At 64.8% G+C, this 15,149-nt stretch carries 23 protein-coding genes; 22 read left to right on the top strand and 1 reads right to left on the bottom strand.

The window, feature by feature from the left end; all coding sequences use genetic code 11:
- Window positions 1-14 precede the first annotated feature (14 nt).
- The 15 genes from rplP to Y958_RS09125 all read left to right on the top strand — a co-directional run bounded on the left by rplP (window position 15) and on the right by Y958_RS09125 (window position 7,306).
- Entirely contained in the window at window positions 15-440 is a 426-nt protein-coding gene (rplP, locus tag Y958_RS09195) for a 50S ribosomal protein L16 (RefSeq protein WP_040848405.1), read from the top strand.
- On the top strand, window positions 437-643 hold the full coding sequence (gene rpmC, locus Y958_RS09190; protein WP_040848404.1) for a 50S ribosomal protein L29: 207 nt from the start codon (window positions 437-439) through the stop codon (window positions 641-643). Before rplP ends, rpmC begins: the two co-directional genes overlap by 4 nt.
- Before the next feature lie 14 nt (window positions 644-657).
- Entirely contained in the window at window positions 658-915 is a 258-nt protein-coding gene (gene rpsQ, locus Y958_RS09185) for a 30S ribosomal protein S17 (RefSeq protein WP_004273663.1), read from the top strand.
- Between the two features lie 25 nt (window positions 916-940).
- Window positions 941-1,309: a 50S ribosomal protein L14 gene (gene rplN, locus Y958_RS09180; protein WP_004273662.1), complete on the top strand. Its 369-nt coding sequence runs from the start codon at window positions 941-943 to the stop codon at window positions 1,307-1,309.
- On the top strand, window positions 1,310-1,624 hold the full coding sequence (gene rplX, locus Y958_RS09175) for a 50S ribosomal protein L24 (RefSeq protein ID WP_040848403.1): 315 nt from the start codon (window positions 1,310-1,312) through the stop codon (window positions 1,622-1,624).
- A gap of 8 nt (window positions 1,625-1,632) precedes the next feature.
- Complete coding sequence (gene rplE, locus Y958_RS09170; RefSeq protein WP_040848402.1) at window positions 1,633-2,175, top strand: 50S ribosomal protein L5; 543 nt, start codon at window positions 1,633-1,635, stop codon at window positions 2,173-2,175.
- Between the two features lie 16 nt (window positions 2,176-2,191).
- Window positions 2,192-2,497 carry a 30S ribosomal protein S14 gene (gene rpsN, locus Y958_RS09165; RefSeq protein ID WP_004273661.1) on the top strand — a complete coding sequence of 102 codons (306 nt, stop codon included), beginning with the start codon at window positions 2,192-2,194 and terminating at the stop codon, window positions 2,495-2,497.
- Between the two features lie 15 nt (window positions 2,498-2,512).
- Window positions 2,513-2,911, top strand: a complete 399-nt coding sequence (rpsH, locus tag Y958_RS09160; protein WP_004273660.1) for a 30S ribosomal protein S8 — start codon at window positions 2,513-2,515, stop codon at window positions 2,909-2,911.
- 12 nt (window positions 2,912-2,923) lie between these two features.
- Window positions 2,924-3,457: a 50S ribosomal protein L6 gene (rplF, locus tag Y958_RS09155; protein WP_004273659.1), complete on the top strand. Its 534-nt coding sequence runs from the start codon at window positions 2,924-2,926 to the stop codon at window positions 3,455-3,457.
- Window positions 3,458-3,468: 11 nt separating this feature from the next.
- On the top strand, window positions 3,469-3,831 hold the full coding sequence (gene rplR / locus Y958_RS09150; RefSeq protein ID WP_088871756.1) for a 50S ribosomal protein L18: 363 nt from the start codon (window positions 3,469-3,471) through the stop codon (window positions 3,829-3,831).
- A gap of 12 nt (window positions 3,832-3,843) precedes the next feature.
- Window positions 3,844-4,446 (top strand): 30S ribosomal protein S5, encoded by a 603-nt coding sequence (rpsE, locus tag Y958_RS09145; protein ID WP_040848400.1) that lies wholly within the window; start codon window positions 3,844-3,846, stop codon window positions 4,444-4,446.
- Window positions 4,446-4,637, top strand: coding sequence for a 50S ribosomal protein L30 (gene rpmD / locus Y958_RS09140; protein ID WP_040848399.1), 192 nt, complete (start codon window positions 4,446-4,448; stop codon window positions 4,635-4,637). Before rpsE ends, rpmD begins: the two co-directional genes overlap by 1 nt.
- Window positions 4,638-4,670: 33 nt before the next feature.
- Window positions 4,671-5,147, top strand: coding sequence for a 50S ribosomal protein L15 (gene rplO, locus Y958_RS09135; protein ID WP_040848398.1), 477 nt, complete (start codon window positions 4,671-4,673; stop codon window positions 5,145-5,147).
- Between the two features lie 180 nt (window positions 5,148-5,327).
- Window positions 5,328-6,662: a preprotein translocase subunit SecY gene (secY, locus tag Y958_RS09130; RefSeq protein WP_040848397.1), complete on the top strand. Its 1,335-nt coding sequence runs from the start codon at window positions 5,328-5,330 to the stop codon at window positions 6,660-6,662.
- On the top strand, window positions 6,659-7,306 hold the full coding sequence (locus Y958_RS09125) for an adenylate kinase (RefSeq protein ID WP_004273658.1): 648 nt from the start codon (window positions 6,659-6,661) through the stop codon (window positions 7,304-7,306). The genes secY and Y958_RS09125 overlap by 4 nt, the downstream gene beginning before the upstream one ends.
- 141 nt (window positions 7,307-7,447) lie before the next feature.
- On the opposite strand, the gene Y958_RS09120 is transcribed toward Y958_RS09125, so the two are convergent.
- Window positions 7,448-8,560 carry an ISAs1 family transposase gene (locus Y958_RS09120; RefSeq protein ID WP_088870575.1) on the bottom strand — a complete coding sequence of 371 codons (1,113 nt, stop codon included), beginning with the start codon at window positions 8,558-8,560 and terminating at the stop codon, window positions 7,448-7,450.
- A 405-nt stretch (window positions 8,561-8,965) separates the two neighbouring features.
- On the opposite strand from Y958_RS09120, the gene rpsM reads away from it, so the two are divergent.
- The 7 genes from rpsM (at window position 8,966) to Y958_RS09085 (ending at window position 15,036) form a co-directional block, all read left to right on the top strand.
- Entirely contained in the window at window positions 8,966-9,334 is a 369-nt protein-coding gene (rpsM, locus tag Y958_RS09115) for a 30S ribosomal protein S13 (protein ID WP_004273657.1), read from the top strand.
- 19 nt (window positions 9,335-9,353) lie between these two features.
- The gene (gene rpsK, locus Y958_RS09110; protein WP_004273656.1) at window positions 9,354-9,752 is read left to right on the top strand and encodes a 30S ribosomal protein S11; all 399 of its coding nucleotides are present in this window, start codon (window positions 9,354-9,356) and stop codon (window positions 9,750-9,752) included.
- Between the two features lie 230 nt (window positions 9,753-9,982).
- Window positions 9,983-10,999, top strand: coding sequence for a DNA-directed RNA polymerase subunit alpha (locus tag Y958_RS09105; RefSeq protein ID WP_040848396.1), 1,017 nt, complete (start codon window positions 9,983-9,985; stop codon window positions 10,997-10,999).
- A gap of 165 nt (window positions 11,000-11,164) precedes the next feature.
- Window positions 11,165-11,587, top strand: coding sequence for a 50S ribosomal protein L17 (rplQ, locus tag Y958_RS09100; RefSeq protein WP_088871755.1), 423 nt, complete (start codon window positions 11,165-11,167; stop codon window positions 11,585-11,587).
- A gap of 231 nt (window positions 11,588-11,818) precedes the next feature.
- A complete protein-coding gene (locus Y958_RS09095; protein ID WP_145727697.1) occupies window positions 11,819-12,070 on the top strand; it encodes a hypothetical protein in 252 nt (83 codons plus the stop codon).
- A 53-nt stretch (window positions 12,071-12,123) separates the two neighbouring features.
- Complete coding sequence (locus Y958_RS09090; protein ID WP_088871753.1) at window positions 12,124-13,548, top strand: DegQ family serine endoprotease; 1,425 nt, start codon at window positions 12,124-12,126, stop codon at window positions 13,546-13,548.
- A 162-nt stretch (window positions 13,549-13,710) separates the two neighbouring features.
- On the top strand, window positions 13,711-15,036 hold the full coding sequence (locus tag Y958_RS09085; RefSeq protein WP_040848392.1) for a replication-associated recombination protein A: 1,326 nt from the start codon (window positions 13,711-13,713) through the stop codon (window positions 15,034-15,036).
- Window positions 15,037-15,149: the final 113 nt, after the last annotated feature.

Here is a 15,149-nt window from a genome sequence, read left to right as displayed (position 1 = left end):
AGAGGGCAATTGCCATGCTGAGTCCGAAACGTACTAAGTACCGCAAGCAGCACAAGGGGCGCATCCACGGCGCCACCAAGGGCGGCAGCCAGCTGAACTTCGGCGCCTTTGGCCTGAAGGCGGTCGAACCGGCGCGCATCACCGCGCGCCAGATCGAGGCGGCCCGCCGCGCGATCACCCGTCACATGAAGCGTCAGGGCCGGGTCTGGATCCGGATTTTCCCGGACGTGCCGGTGTCGAGCAAGCCCGCCGAAGTCCGCATGGGCTCCGGTAAGGGTTCGCCCGAGTTCTGGGCGGCCCGCGTGGCCCCCGGCCGCATCATGTTCGAGCTGGACGGCGTGCCGGCGGACCTCGCCAAGCGCGCCTTCGAGCTGGCCGCTGCCAAGCTGCCGATTAAGACCCGATTCATCACCCGCCTGGGTGAGGGAGCTGAGGCATGACCAAAGCCGTCGACCTGCGCACCAAAAGCGTGGATGAGTTGCAGGACCAGCTCTTGCAGCTGAAGAAAGAGCAGTTCAATTTGCGCTTCCAGCGCGCCTCCGGGCAGCTGGAGAATACCGCGCGTGTCGGCCAGGTTCGGCGCGACATCGCTCGGATTAAGACCATCCTGGGCCAGCGGGAAACCGCTGCGCCCGTGTCCTGACAGGGGGAAGCGTTATGCCCCGGCGTGTTTTGCAGGGCACGGTTGTGAGCGACAAGGGCGACAAGACCGTCATCGTGCTGGTCGAGCGTCGTGTTATGCACCCCGTGTACAAGAAGTTTATTAAGCAGTCGAAGAAGTATGCTGCTCATGACGAGCAGAATGCTTATAAGGCTGGCGACACGGTGACGATCGAAGAGTGCCGTCCGATTTCCAAGCGGAAGCGGTGGGCCGTCGTCGTGGAAAGCGCCGCCCCGTCGGGCGCCGCCGTCTAACTGTTTTGCTTAAGGAAGCCAAACCATGATCCAGATGCAAACCAACCTGGAGGTCGCTGACAACAGCGGCGCGCGCCGGGTGCAGTGCATCAAGGTGCTGGGCGGCTCCATGCGGAAGGTCGCGGCCGTTGGCGACGTTATCGTCGTCTCGGTCAAGGAGGCCATTCCGCGGGGCCGCGTGAAGAAGGGTGACGTGCACCGCGCCGTCATCGTTCGCACCGCCAAGGAAATCCGTCGCACCGACGGTTCCGCCATCCGCTTCGACCGCAACGCGGCCGTGCTCATCAACAAGCAGGGTGAGCCGATCGGGACCCGTATTTTCGGGCCGGTCACGCGTGAGCTGCGCGCCAAGAAGTTCATGAAGATCATCTCCCTGGCGCCGGAGGTCCTGTAAATGTCGAAGATTAAGAAGGCCGACAAGGTCGTCATCATCGCCGGCAAGGACAAGGGCAAGCAGGGCGAGGTGATCGCCGTTCTGCCGAAGGAGAACCGCGTCAAGGTGCGCGGCGTGAACCTGGTCAAGAAGCACCAGCGTCCGACTCCGACCCAGCAGGGTGGCATCGTTGAGCTCGAGGCGTTCATCGACGTCTCCAACGTCGCCCATGTCGACCCCAAGACCAACAAGCCGACCCGCGTCGGCTACCGGATCCTGGAAGACGGCCGCAAGGTCCGTTTTGCCAAGGTTTCCGGTGAAGTCATCGACCTGTGAGGCGCGTTATGGCTGCCAGGCTTAAAGAACATTACGATTCCGTCGTTCGCGCCTCGCTGAAGAGCGAGTTCAACTACGCCAACGACCTGGAAGTGCCGCGGATCGAGAAGATCATCATTAACATGGGCGTCGGCGAAGCCACGTCCGATGGTAAGAAGATCAACGCCGCCGTCACCGATCTGACCGCCCTGTCCGGTCAGAAGCCGGTGGTGACCCGCGCCCGCAAGTCCATCGCGCAGTTCAAGCTGCGCGAGGGCATGGCCATTGGTTGCAAGGTGACCCTGCGCCGTGACCGCATGTACGAGTTCCTGGACCGTCTGATCACGATCGCCCTGCCGCGCGTCCGCGACTTCCGCGGCGTGTCGGGCACGAGCTTCGACGGTCGTGGCAACTACGCCATGGGTCTCAAGGAGCAGATCATTTTCCCGGAAATCGACTACGACCGCGTGGACGAGATCCGGGGGATGGACATCATCATCGTCACCACGGCGAAGACCGACAAGGAGGCCAAGGCCCTCCTGAAGGGCTTCCAGATGCCGTTCGCGAACTGAGCGGCAGGAGCTTCCCATGGCCAAGACCAGTTCTGTTCAGAAGAACAAGCGCCGCGAGCGCCTCGCGAAGCAGTACGCCGGCAAGCGTAATGCTCTGAAGGCCATCGCGTCCGATCGTACCCTGCCGCCCGAGGAGCGGTTCGCCGCTCGCCTCAAGCTCGCCGAGCTGCCGCGCAACTCCAGCCCGACCCGTATTCGGAATCGCTGCGAGCTGAGCGGTCGTCCGCGTGCTTTTTACCGCAAGTTTAAGCTGTCTCGTATTGCCCTGCGCGACCTGGCCTCGACCGGCCAGATCCCGGGCATGACGAAGTCCAGCTGGTAATCGGAGGTTCGGGAAATGGCGTTGAGCGATCCCTTGGGCGATATGCTGACCCGCATCCGTAATGGACAGCGGGCCCGCATGCAGTCTGTCACCAGCCCGGCCTCGAAGCTGCGCACCAACGTTCTGGAGGTGCTGAAGCGCGAGGGTTACATCCGTGGCTACTCCCTGGACACGGTTCGTCCGGGCGTCCATAGCGTGCGTATCGAGCTGAAGTATCACGAAGGCGAGCCTGTCATTAAGCAGGTGCAGCGCGTGTCGAAGCCCGGCCGCCGCATTTACTCCAAGATCGCCGATCTGCCGCGGGTCTTTAATGGCCTCGGCATCTCGATCCTGTCGACGCCCCGTGGCGTCATGTCGGACAGCGAGGCCCGTGCCGCCAATGTTGGCGGCGAGGTCCTCTGCAAAGTGTTCTAAGGAGCTGGCCACATGTCTCGTATCGGCAAGCATCCGGTGCCCGTTCCGGCCGGCGTGACCGTTCAGGTCACCGGCCAGGACGTCACCGTGAAAGGCAAGCTGGGCCAGCTCAGTCTGACCCTGGTTGACGACATCTCCGCCACGCTGGAAAACGGCGCTGTGGTGGTGAAGCCCGCGAACGACAGCCGCAAGGCTCGCGTGAACTGGGCCACCTCCCGCACGCTGCTGGCCAACATGGTCAAGGGTGTCGACACCGGCTTCACCAAGAACCTCGAGATCACGGGCGTGGGTTACAAGGCCGCCGTCCAGGGTCAGGAACTGCTCCTGAACCTGGGCTTCAGCCATGACGTGCGCTTCCCGATCCCGGCCGGCATCACGATGAAGTGCGACAAGCCCACTTCCATCTCGATCACCGGTTTCGACAAGCAGAAGATTGGCCAGGTTGCGGCTGAGATCCGCGCGTACCGTCCGCCCGAGCCCTACAAGGGCAAGGGCATCCGGTACGCGGATGAGGTCATCATCCGCAAAGAAGGCAAGAAGAAGTAAGGCGCACGATCATGAGCAATGCAAAAGTTCTGAGCGCGCGCCGCAAGCAGCGGGTGCGCACGCGGGTCCGGAAGCTGGGGCAGGGGCGTCCGCGCCTGTCGGTGTTCCGTTCCAGCCAGCACATCTACGCCCAGGTCATCGACGACGTGGCGGGCCAGACCAAGGCCGCGGCTTCGTCCATCGACAAGACCCTGCGTGCGGAGCTGAAGACTGGCGCCGACATCGAAGCAGCCAAGGCCGTCGGCAAGCTGATCGCCGAGCGGGCCAAGGAAGCCGGCATCACGGAAGTGGTGTTCGATCGCGGTTCGTACCTGTTCCATGGCCGGGTCAAGGCCCTGGCCGACGCCGCGCGCGAAGCCGGCCTGCAGTTCTAAGGGGTAGCGATTATGGCACGTAACGAGAGGGACGGCGGCAACAGCGGCGGTCGCGAGCGTGGCGGGGACCGGGATCGTACACCCCGGGACCGTGAGGAAAGCGAGCTGGTAGAAAAGCTCGTTGGTATTAACCGCGTCGCCAAGGTGGTGAAGGGTGGCCGTCGCTTCGGCTTCGCCGCCCTGGTCGTGGTGGGTGACGCCAAGGGTCGCGTCGGCGTTGGTTCGGGCAAGGCCCGCGAAGTGCCGGAAGCCATCCGCAAGGCCACCGATCAGGCCAAGCGCTCCATGATCCGCGTGCCGCTCCGTGAGGGCCGGACGCTGCATCATGACGTGCATGGCCACTTCGGCGCCGGCAAGGTGGTGCTGCGCACCGCCGACGCTGGTACCGGCATCATCGCCGGTGGTCCGATGCGCGCGATCTTCGAGGCTCTCGGCGTCCAGGACGTCGTGACCAAGTCGGTCGGGACGTCGAACCCGCACAACATGATCAAGGCGACCTTCGACGCCCTGTCCCAGTGCGTCAGCCCCCGCGCCGTCGCCGCCCGCCGTGGCCGTCGCGTCAGCGATATCCTGGGCCGCCGCGAGGCCGGTGCCGAGGCGAAGGAGAGCGCGTGATGAGCGAGAAGAACACCGTCATCGTGACCCAGATCGGCAGCCCGATCGGCCGCCAGAAGGACCAGCGGGCGACGCTGGTGGGTCTTGGTCTCAACAAGCTGCACCGTACCAGCGAGCTGGAGGATACCCCTTCGGTCCGTGGTATGATCGCCAAGGTGCAGCACCTCGTGCGCGTCGAGAAGGCCTCCTGAGGCCTTCCCGATACGGCTTGAAGGGATAAAGTCATGAAGCTTACGGATATTCGCGACAACCCGGGCGCCCGCAAGGCGCCCACCCGGGTTGGTCGGGGCATCGGCTCCGGCAAGGGCAAGACCGGCGGCCGTGGCGTGAAGGGTCAGACCTCGCGTTCCGGCGTGTCGATCAACGGCTTTGAAGGCGGTCAGATGCCCCTGCATCGCCGCCTGCCGAAGCGCGGTTTCAACAACCTGTTCGGCACCGACTACTCGGTGGTGAACGTCGGCACCGTCCAGAAGGCCATCGATGAGGGCCGCCTGAACGCCGCCGACGTGATCACCGCCGAGGTGCTGGTCGCCGCCGGCCTGGTGCGCCCGTCCCGTGACGGCGTGCGCCTGCTGGCCAAGGGCAGCATCACCGCCAAGGTGGCGTTCGATGTTGCCGGCGCTTCCGCCGCGGCCGTGGCCGCCGTGGAAGCTGCTGGCGGCTCGGTCAAGGTGCCCGCGGTCGAAGCGGCTGCCGAGTAATTAAGGAAGTGCGGTCGGCGTTCGTGATAAAAGCGAGCGCCGGCCGTCTTTCTTTCTGCCGCAGGTCTCCCCATCTGGGGTGGGACCCGTTAGGGGGACCGGCGACGGTCCCTTTTCTTTTGTCTTTTTGATACCGTCTGTGCCGCGCCCCTGAGAGGCGCCTCGATAGGAACGGATTCCATGGCTTCAGCCGCCGAGCAGCTCGCCGCTAATCTTAATTTCGGCTCCTTCGCCAAGGCCACGGAACTGAAGAAGCGGCTCTGGTTCACCCTGGGAGCGCTCATCGTTTTCCGCCTGGGCACCTACATTCCCCTGCCGGGCATCAACGTTCAGGCCTTCGCCGACGTTTTCAACCAGGCCAAGGGCGGCATCCTGGGCATGTTCAACATGTTCGCGGGTGGCGCCATCGAGCGCATGAGCATCTTCGCGCTCAATATCATGCCCTACATCTCCGCCAGCATCATCGTGCAGCTGCTGACGGCCGTGATCCCCAGCCTCGAAACCATGAAGAAGGAAGGCGAGGCCGGCCGCAAGAAGATCAACCAGTACACCCGCTACGGCACGGTGATCCTGGCCATCTTCCAGTCCTACGGCCTGGCCGTGGCGCTGCAGGGCGCCAAGGGCGGCACGGTAATCGATCCCGGCCCCTTCTTCATCATCAGCACCGTGGTCACCATGGTGGGCGGCACCATGTTCCTGATGTGGCTGGGTGAGCAGATCACCGCCCGGGGCGTGGGCAACGGCACCTCGCTGATCATCTTCACCGGCATCGTGGCGGCCCTGCCGAAGGCGCTGATGCAGCTGCTGGAACTGGGCCGCACCGGGGCCATCGGCTTCGGCATCCTGGCCCTGCTGCTGGCCGTCGCCGTGGGCGTGATCTTCTTCATCGTCTTCATGGAACGCGCCCAGCGCCGGCTGATCGTGCAGTATCCGAAGCGCCAGGTGGGCAACAAGGTCTATGGGGGGGAAGCCTCGCACCTGCCCTTGAAGCTGAACACCTCGGGCGTCATCCCGCCGATCTTCGCCAGCTCGCTGCTGCTGCTGCCGGCCACCGTCACCGGCTTCTCCGGCGGCACCGGTCCGGAGATCCTGCAGACCATCGCCCGCTATGTCACCCATGGCCAGCCGCTCTATATCGTGCTGTACATGGCGCTGATCGTGTTCTTCAGCTTCTTCTATACCGCGGTCGTGTTCAACCCGACCGAGACGGCGGAGAATCTGAAGAAGTACGGCGGTTTCATCCCCGGTATCCGTCCGGGTAAGAACACCGCGGACTATCTGGACTTTGTTCTCACCCGTTTGACGGTGTTGGGTGCCGGCTACCTGGTGGTGGTTTGTCTATTGCCCGAACTGTTGATGGCCAAGAACGCTATTCCTTTTTATTTTGGCGGCACCAGCCTGCTAATTGTGGTAACGGTGACTATGGACACGGTCGCCCAGATCCATTCGCATCTGTTGGCGCATCAATATGAAGGCCTCATCAAGAAGGCAAAGCTGAGGGGGAGGCGTGGATGAACCTGATTCTTCTGGGGCCGCCGGGCGCCGGCAAGGGAACGCAGGCGCAGCGGCTTGAACGGAAGTTCGGGTTGGTGCAGTTGTCGACGGGCGACATGTTGCGGGCGCTGAAGGATAGCGGCAGCCCGCTGGGTCAGCAGGCCAAGGAGATCATGGCCGCCGGCAAGCTGATGCCGGACGCGATCATGGTCGAAATGATCGCCGACCGCATCACCCAGCCGGATTGCGCCAAGGGCTTCATCCTCGACGGTTTCCCCCGCACGGTTCCGCAGGCCGAGGCCCTGGACCGTATGCTGGCGGACAAGCACCTGAAGCTGGACCACATCATCGAGATGGTGGTGGACGACGCGGCTCTGGTGGAGCGTGTGACCGGCCGGTATACCTGCGCCAAATGCGGCGCCGGCTATCACGACAAGTTTCACCAGCCCAAGGTGGCGGGCGTCTGCGACATCTGCGGCTCGACCGAGTTCAAGCGCCGGGCCGACGACAACGCCGAGACCTTCACCAAGCGTCTGGCCGAATACCATGCACTGACAGCGCCCATCCTGCCCTACTACCAGGGCAAGGGCGTGCTGAAGCAGGTGGACGGCATGGCGGAGATCGATGAGGTCACCCGTCAGTTGGAAGCCATCATCGCCGCCTGAGCCTCGGGCGTCGCGTTTATCCGAATAGGGAAGGGCCGTTTCTCCGGTGGGGGAGGCGGCCTTTTCCCTTTGGTGGCCCATCACCTGGCTGCATGCCCGGTGTGGGCGCCGCCCGCGTGCAGGGGAATCGCTTGAAGGGGGTTATGCGGACTGTGTGATGACGGCGTGAAGGTATTGGGTATCCCATGCGGCGGATTTTCTTCGGACTTTGAGGCTGTGCTTATCCTTTGCGCCGCGCAGGAGGTTCAAGGCCATGTGTCGGATGGTTGCCATGTTGTGGGGGCCGTTGCCGGATCTGAGACGGCTCAAGTCTTCATGGAAGACGACATCGAGGACCCAGTGGAGCCGGTTTTCGATATGCCAGTGGGCTCGGACGGCATGAGCGAAGAGGCGCGTGTCGAGTTTTTGAGATGACAGGTAGTATCGGCGTTCCCGGCTGGTTTTGCCGTCACGCTCGATCTCGGCTTCGACCATGGCGATGGCCTTGAGGCCGGGGAAGCGGGGCTCGCCGGGGAAGCGGCGGTCTGTGGTAAGCCAGTCAACTTCGTGGCTGACGACATGGCGGCGCACCTCGATGCGGCCGTGCTCGCCATCGGTCGTGTCGAACGTGTCGGCGGCAGGCAGATCGTCGAAGTGGCGGATGACCTCGCTGTGCAGGTTGGGCCAGTTCTCTTTGATGGCCAGCAGGTAATCGGCGCCTTTATCGAGAATCTTCTGGGCGATCTTGGTCTGGCAGCCCATCGCATCGATGGTGACGAGCGCCCCGGTCAACGCCAAGCGGTCGAGCAGCAACGGAATGGCCGTAATCTCATTCGACTTGGCCTCGCAAGCTTGCTGGCCCAGCACCAAGCGCTGCCGGCTGGCCCAGGCTGAAACGAGATGCAGCGGATTGCGATCCTTCGCCCGGTCATGCGTCCGCCGCGAGGTCTTACCGTCGATCGCGACGATGTCGGGCTCGGCCTCGCGCAGCCCCTCGACCCAGTCGCCGAAGCATCGCGCAAAAAGATCGCCGTCGAGCGCGTTGAGGATGTCGTTCAGCGTATCGTGGCTCGGAATCCCGCCCGCATAGGGCAAAAACCGCCGCAGGAAATCCCGGTTCATCGTGCCCCAGCGCCGAATCTCGACGAAATCCTCAGCCCCCGCGATCGTTGCGCAGAGCACCACAAGCAGAATCTCCGGCAGTGGATAAATGACCTTCCAGGATTGCCGCGGATCGCTGAGCGCCGCAAAATGGTCGAGAAGCGAACCGGCCATCGAGAACTCCAGATCAATGGAGCCTCCTACGAATCACAGATCGCCACCGCTCCGAAAGCCCCGTCTTGTCAAGACCCGCTTCAAGCGATTGCCGTGCGCCCGCGTGGGCGCGGTTGACATCCGGTCGCGCCTGCGTATACTCCCGCATCCGATCCGCTTTGGGCTTTGGCCTTGCGGGTCCGGATGAAACCAACTCTCGGCCCTGGCGCCCCTATGGGGTGGCGGGACGGAGTTGGTTCGTATGTGCATTTGGAGATCCTGGAGTTTCCAGGTTTTCTTCGGATGAGATGCCCCGAAGGTCATTGGACGTCCCCGCCACGGGAGCCGGTGATCAGGCGGGGTGTGGACGAAGATCGCATCGCCCGGGCGTGACGCCGGGGCGGGCATGAACGATGGAGAAAGCGCGTGGCGCGTATCGCTGGCGTTAATATTCCCACCGCGAAGCGGGTGGAAATCGCCCTTCAGTACATTCACGGCATCGGTCCCTTCATGGCGAAGGAGATCTGCGGCAAGGTCGGCATTCCCCTGGAGCGCCGCGTGCATCAGCTGACCGACGACGAAGTCCTGCGTATCCGCGAAGTCATCGACAGCGACTACTCGGTCGAAGGCGACCTGCGTCGCTCTGTCGCCATGAACATCAAGCGGCTCATGGACATGGCCTGCTACCGCGGCCTGCGTCACCGCAAGGGCCTGCCGGTCCGCGGTCAGCGCACGCACACCAACGCGCGCACCCGCAAGGGCCCGGCCAAGCCGATCGCCGGTAAGAAGAAGTAAGCTGAAGGACTGATAAGAAATGGCAAAGCCCAACGCTTCTGCCGCCCGGCTTCGTCGCCGCGAGCGCAAGAACATCACCTCGGGCGTGGCGCATGTGAACGCCTCGTTCAACAACACCATGATCACCATCACCGACGCCCAGGGCAACACCATTGCCTGGTCCTCGTCGGGTATGATGGGCTTCAAGGGTTCGCGCAAGTCGACCCCCTACGCCGCCCAGATGGCCGCCGAAGACGCGGGCCGCAAGGCCCAGGAACACGGCATGCGCACCCTGGAAGTGGAAGTGAAGGGTCCGGGTTCGGGCCGTGAGTCCGCCCTGCGCGCCCTGCAGTCGGTCGGCTTCCAGATCACGTCCATCCGCGACGTGACGCCGATTCCGCACAACGGCGTTCGCCCGCCGAAGAAGCGCCGCGTCTGATCGTTCTACCGATTACGGAGGCGGCCCCGCGGCCGCTTCCGGTCCAAACGCTTCCGCGTTTCCCCGCCGCCCCGGGACCGGCTTTCGCATGCCATCGCGATCGCCCATGCATGGGGGAGGTGGTCAGGTTCAGGACAGGGCGCCGGTCGCAGGACCGGCGCCCTGATCCGCACCCGACAGCGGTGAAACCGGGTGTCGTGTCCTCCCGATGGCATTAGAGGCAACTACCCGTGATTCAGAAGAACTGGCAGACCCTGGAAAAGCCCAGCAAGCTCGACGTGAACGTCGGTGCCGATCCGCGCCGTGAGGCCACGATCGTCGCCGGCCCGCTGGAGCGTGGCTTTGGCCTGACCCTGGGCAACGCCCTGCGCCGCGTCCTGCTGTCGTCCCTTCAGGGGGCGGCGGTCACCGCCATCCACATCGATGGCGTCCTGCACGAATTCTCCTCCATCCCCGGCGTCCGCGAGGACGTGACCGACATCGTTCTGAACATCAAGAACATGGGTCTGAAGATGGAGGGCGAGGGCCCGAAGCGGCTGCGCCTGCGCGCCGAAGGCCCCAAGGAAGTCACCGCCGGCATGATCGAGGTGACGGGTGACATCGAGGTGATGGACCCGGACCTGGTGATCTGCACCCTGGACGCCGGCGCCCGCCTGAACATGGAACTGACGGTCGAGAAGGGCAAGGGCTACGTCCCCGCCAGCCAGAACCGTCCGGAAGACGCCCCCATCGGCCTGATCCCGATCGACGCCCTGTACAGCCCCATCCGCAAGGTGGCGTACAAGGTGGAGAACACCCGCCTGGGCCAGCGCACCGACTATGACAAGCTGTCGCTGTCGATCGAGACCAACGGCGCGGTGACGCCCGAGGATGCCGTGGCCATCGCCGCCCGCATCCTGCAGGACCAGCTGCAGCTGTTCATCAACTTCGAAGAGCCGCAGGCCGTCACCGCGTCGGAGAAGTCCGACGAGGTGCCGTTCAACAAGAACCTGCTGCGCAAGGTGGACGAGCTGGAACTGTCTGTCCGTTCGGCCAACTGCCTGAAGAACGACAACATCGTCTACATCGGCGACCTGGTGCAGAAGACGGAAGCGGAAATGCTCCGCACCCCGAACTTCGGCCGCAAGTCGCTGAACGAGATCAAGGAAGTGCTGTCCCAGATGGGCCTGCACCTCGGCATGGAAATCCCGAACTGGCCGCCCGAGAACATCGAGGACCTGGCCAAGCGTCTGGAAGAGCCGTACTGAGCTTGATTTGAGGTTCTCCGCATCCGGTTACGGCCGGGTGCGGAGTACAGGGCATAGGGCCCACCCCCGCCGTACCGGCCAGCGCCCCTTACAGGCGCAGGCGGGCGTTTCGGGGATCGTCATAGGTGTCGGCATCCGACACCCGGACATGAAAGGAGAAGCACCATGCGTCACGGCGTTTCCGGGCGTAAGTTCAGCAAGACCTCTACCCACCGTCTGGCCATGTTCTCCAACATGGCCAATGCCCTGATTAAGCACGAGCAGATCAAGACGACCCTGCCGAAGGCCAAGGACCTGCGGCCGATCGTCGAGAAGCTGATCACGCTGGGCAAGAAGGGCGGCCTCGCCAACCGTCGCTTGGCGTTCGCGGAGCTGCGCGACAACGCCATGGTCGACAAGCTGTTCACCACCGTTGCCGAGCGTTACAAGGATCGCCAGGGTGGCTACACCCGCGTCCTGAAGGCCGGCTTCCGCTACGGTGACATGGCCGCCATGGCCGTCATCGAGCTGGTGGACCGCGACGTCTCCGCCAAGGGCCAGGACAGCGGTCCGGTCCAGGTGACGGAGACCGAGGAAGAGGCGGCCTGAGTCTAGGCTGTTCCACTTCCGGAATGGTAAGGGAAAGGGCGGATCCGCGAGGGTCCGCCCTTTTTCATTACCCCACCGGCGGGCCGGTTGGGGGCCCCTCGTGTAAGGCAAGGCTGGGCGGGCATGGCCGCGTTTTCCACTCTCGACGGGTAGGCAGCAAATCGCGCATCCTGCGGCCCGTCCATCGCCGGCGCGACAGGCGCGCCACCGCGCGGACAGGAGGATGAACCGGTGCGTATTTTGGGGATCAAGGCGGCAATAGCCTGCCTGCTGTTGGCGGGGCTGACCGGCTGCATGGCGCTGCCGTCGCAGCGCGAGGGCAAGCTGGACACCCACGCGGCCTGCGTGGCCCGCTGCAACCGCGACAGCCAGGTATGCGGAGACACCAAGGCCGGGCAGAGCGATCATACGCCCGAGCTGAACAACGGCATGTGCCAGCGCGACCTGAAATCCTGCCTGAACCGTTGCGGCGACCCGGGCTGAACCCTATCTCACCCCAGTCCCCTCGTTTCGATCAGACGTGAGAGTTTTTCCCCGTGACGCTTGAAACGCCGTTCCGCCGCTTGGTCTCCCGTTGCGCCCTGGTGGCCGTTGCCGCCGGCCTGGCCTTGACGCCACCGGCCCTGGCCCAGCAGGTGCCGCAGAGCCGGGAGCAGATCACGCTCAGCTACGCCCCGCTGGTGAAGCGGGCGGCGCCGGCCGTGGTCAACATCTACAGCCGCCGTGTCATCAAGCAGCGCGTGTCCCCCTTCATGGAGGACCCGTTCTTCCGCCAGTTCTTCGGCGACGCCTTCCGCGGCGTCCCGCGCGAGCGGGTGGAGTCCTCGCTGGGCTCCGGTGTCATCATCCGGCCGGACGGCCTGATCGTCACCAACGACCATGTCATCAAGGACGCCGACCAGATCACCGTGGTGCTGGCGGACCGGCGGGAGTTTCCCGCCAAGGTCATGAGCGCGGACGAGAAGGTGGATTTGGCCGTCCTGCGCATCGACACCAAGGGTGAGAAGCTGCCCACCCTGGAGCTGGGCGACAGCGACAGCATCCAGGTGGGTGACCTGGTGCTGGCCATCGGCAACCCCTTCGGCGTGGGCCAGACGGTCACCAGCGGCATCGTCTCGGCGCTGGCCCGCACGGGCGTGGGCGTGTCGGACTTCAACTTCTTCATCCAGACGGATGCCGCCATCAACCCGGGCAATTCCGGCGGCGCGCTGATCACCATGGATGGCAAGCTGGCCGGCATCAATTCGGCCATCTATTCGCGCAGCGGTGGCTCGGTCGGCATCGGCTTCGCCATCCCGGCGGACATGGTGCGGTCCGTCGTCACGGCGGTGGAAAGCGGCGGCAAGCTGGTGCGGCCATGGATGGGCGCCAGCGGCCAGCCGGTGACGCAGGAACTGGCCACCAACCTGGGCCTGCCCCGGCCCCAGGGCGTGCTGGTCAACCAGTTGAACCCCAAGGGCCCGCTGGAGCAGGCGGGCGTGAAGGTGGGTGACGTGGTCACGGCGGTGAACGGGCATCTGGTCGATGATCCGGAAAGCCTGCGCTATCGCATCGCCCTGTTGCCCGTGGGCGGCAACGCCACCCTGACCGTGATCCGCAAGGGCGTCGAGACCAAGCTGCCGGTGAAGCTGATCGGTCCGCCGGAAGACCCGCCCCGGGATGAGACGGCGCTGGACGGCCGCCAGCCCTTCGCCGGTACCACCGTCGCCAACATCAACCCGGCGCTCGCCGAGGAGGTCGGCTATGCCGGCAATTCTGACGGCGTCATCGTGCTGAAGGTGCAGCCCGGCACCACCGCGCAGGCCCTGGGCTTCCAGCCGGGCGACGTGGTGGTGAAGGTGAACGGCCAGCCCATCACCCGCGTGGCCGACCTGAAGCGCGTGGTGGCCCAGCCGCAGCGCCGCTGGGACTTGGCCGTCCGCCGGGGTGACCAGGTGCTGACGCTGAGTGTCGGCGGGTAAGGACAACAGGGGCGGCTGACGCGGTTTCCCGCCGCGTCATTCATGGAAACGTCGGCATACAGGTCCGGTGCCGGGCAAAAGGACGATGCCAAGCCGCCCCCCGCTCTGGCATGGTGTTCCGGGTTTGTATCCGGGGTGTGTGGCCGGGGTGTGTGGAACGTCATGGTGAAGAGCGGATCGGGTTCCCTGTTTGAGGCGGAGGCGCCGCGCCCGCTGGCCGACCGGCTGCGGCCGACGGCGCTGGACCAGGTGGTAGGGCAGGAACATCTGCTGGGTCCCAAGGGGCCCATCGGCCGCATGGTGGCGGCCCACCGCCTCAGCTCCATGGTGCTGTGGGGCCCGCCGGGCTGCGGCAAGACCACCATCGCCCGCCTGCTGGCGCAGGCCACCACCCTCGCGTTCGAGCCCCTGTCCGCCGTCTTCTCCGGCGTGGCCGACTTGCGCAAGGTGTTCGAGGCGGCCAAGCAGCGCCGCCAGGCGGGCCAGGGCACCCTGCTGTTCATTGATGAGATCCACCGCTTCAACCGCTCCCAGCAGGACGGCTTCCTGCCCTATGTCGAGGACGGCACCGTCACGCTGGTGGGCGCCACGACGGAGAACCCGTCGTTTGAGCTGAACGCCGCCTTGCTCTCCCGCGCGCAAGTCTTCGTCCTGAACCGCTTGGGAGAGGAGGCGCTGGAGAAGCTGATCGGCCGGGCGGAGGCGGAGGAGGGGCGCGCCCTGCCGCTGACCGAGGATGCGCGGGCGGCGCTGAAGGCCATGGCCGATGGCGACGGCCGCTATTTCCTGAATTTGGTGGAGGAGATCTACGCCGTGGTGCGGCCGGGCGAGGATCCGCTCGACACCAATGCCCTGACCGTGGCGGTGCAGCGGCGCATGCCCCTCTATGACAAGGCGCAGGAGGGGCACTACAACCTCATCAGCGCCCTGCACAAGTCGTTGCGCGGTTCGGATACCGACGCCGCCCTCTACTGGTATTCCCGCATGCTGGCAGGGGGCGAGGACCCGCGCTACATCGCCCGCCGCCTGGTGCGCTTCGCCAGTGAGGATATCGGCATGGCCGATCCCCAGGCTCTGACCATCGCCCTTGCCGCCTGGGACGCCTATGAGCGCCTGGGCAGCCCGGAGGGGGAACTGGCCATCGCCCAGTGCGTCATCTATCTGGGCACCGCCCCCAAATCCAACGCGGCCTACATGGCCATCAAGCAGGCCCAGCGGGCGGCCAAGGAGACCGGCAGCCTGATGCCTCCCATGCACATCCTGAACGCGCCCACCCGCCTGATGAAGGACCTGGGCTACGGCAAGGGCTACAACTACGACCACGACACGGCCGACGGCTTTTCCGGTCAGAACTATTTCCCCGACGGCATGGCGCGGCGGGAGTTCTATCAGCCGGTGGAGCGGGGCTTCGAACGCGAGATCAAGAAGCGGCAGGACTATTGGGCGAAGCTGCGCCAGCGAGCGGCCGAGGGCGGTGGGGAGGGCTGAGGCCTGCCCTGATGGGCTATGGCCTTGAAATCATTTGCGGCAACCGGGGGCCTTCGGGCACCTCTATCGCGGAACGCGCGCCGGCATTTCGCGCGCCCTCCCTATTGAGGATT

Origin of the sequence: Nitrospirillum viridazoti CBAmc, assembly GCF_000730165.1 — a bacterium.
GTDB lineage: Bacteria > Pseudomonadota > Alphaproteobacteria > Azospirillales > Azospirillaceae > Nitrospirillum > Nitrospirillum viridazoti.
Note: the sequence above shows the minus strand (reverse complement) of the source record. Positions and strands in the feature narration are given on the sequence as shown.

What these genes read in the sequence shown, in the direction of transcription:
- rplP (WP_040848405.1), top strand. Translation starts at nt 15, where the DNA reads ATGCTGAGTCCGAAACGTACTAAGTACCGCAAGCAGCACAAGGGGCGC.
- rpmC (WP_040848404.1), top strand. Translation starts at nt 437, where the DNA reads ATGACCAAAGCCGTCGACCTGCGCACCAAAAGCGTGGATGAGTTGCAG.
- rpsQ (WP_004273663.1), top strand. Translation starts at nt 658, where the DNA reads ATGCCCCGGCGTGTTTTGCAGGGCACGGTTGTGAGCGACAAGGGCGAC.
- rplN (WP_004273662.1), top strand. Translation starts at nt 941, where the DNA reads ATGATCCAGATGCAAACCAACCTGGAGGTCGCTGACAACAGCGGCGCG.
- rplX (WP_040848403.1), top strand. Translation starts at nt 1,310, where the DNA reads ATGTCGAAGATTAAGAAGGCCGACAAGGTCGTCATCATCGCCGGCAAG.
- rplE (WP_040848402.1), top strand. Translation starts at nt 1,633, where the DNA reads ATGGCTGCCAGGCTTAAAGAACATTACGATTCCGTCGTTCGCGCCTCG.
- rpsN (WP_004273661.1), top strand. Translation starts at nt 2,192, where the DNA reads ATGGCCAAGACCAGTTCTGTTCAGAAGAACAAGCGCCGCGAGCGCCTC.
- rpsH (WP_004273660.1), top strand. Translation starts at nt 2,513, where the DNA reads ATGGCGTTGAGCGATCCCTTGGGCGATATGCTGACCCGCATCCGTAAT.
- rplF (WP_004273659.1), top strand. Translation starts at nt 2,924, where the DNA reads ATGTCTCGTATCGGCAAGCATCCGGTGCCCGTTCCGGCCGGCGTGACC.
- rplR (WP_088871756.1), top strand. Translation starts at nt 3,469, where the DNA reads ATGAGCAATGCAAAAGTTCTGAGCGCGCGCCGCAAGCAGCGGGTGCGC.
- rpsE (WP_040848400.1), top strand. Translation starts at nt 3,844, where the DNA reads ATGGCACGTAACGAGAGGGACGGCGGCAACAGCGGCGGTCGCGAGCGT.
- rpmD (WP_040848399.1), top strand. Translation starts at nt 4,446, where the DNA reads ATGAGCGAGAAGAACACCGTCATCGTGACCCAGATCGGCAGCCCGATC.
- rplO (WP_040848398.1), top strand. Translation starts at nt 4,671, where the DNA reads ATGAAGCTTACGGATATTCGCGACAACCCGGGCGCCCGCAAGGCGCCC.
- secY (WP_040848397.1), top strand. Translation starts at nt 5,328, where the DNA reads ATGGCTTCAGCCGCCGAGCAGCTCGCCGCTAATCTTAATTTCGGCTCC.
- Y958_RS09125 (WP_004273658.1), top strand. Translation starts at nt 6,659, where the DNA reads ATGAACCTGATTCTTCTGGGGCCGCCGGGCGCCGGCAAGGGAACGCAG.
- Y958_RS09120 (WP_088870575.1), bottom strand. Translation starts at nt 8,560, where the DNA reads ATGGCCGGTTCGCTTCTCGACCATTTTGCGGCGCTCAGCGATCCGCGG.
- rpsK (WP_004273656.1), top strand. Translation starts at nt 9,354, where the DNA reads ATGGCAAAGCCCAACGCTTCTGCCGCCCGGCTTCGTCGCCGCGAGCGC.
- rplQ (WP_088871755.1), top strand. Translation starts at nt 11,165, where the DNA reads ATGCGTCACGGCGTTTCCGGGCGTAAGTTCAGCAAGACCTCTACCCAC.
- Y958_RS09085 (WP_040848392.1), top strand. Translation starts at nt 13,711, where the DNA reads ATGGTGAAGAGCGGATCGGGTTCCCTGTTTGAGGCGGAGGCGCCGCGC.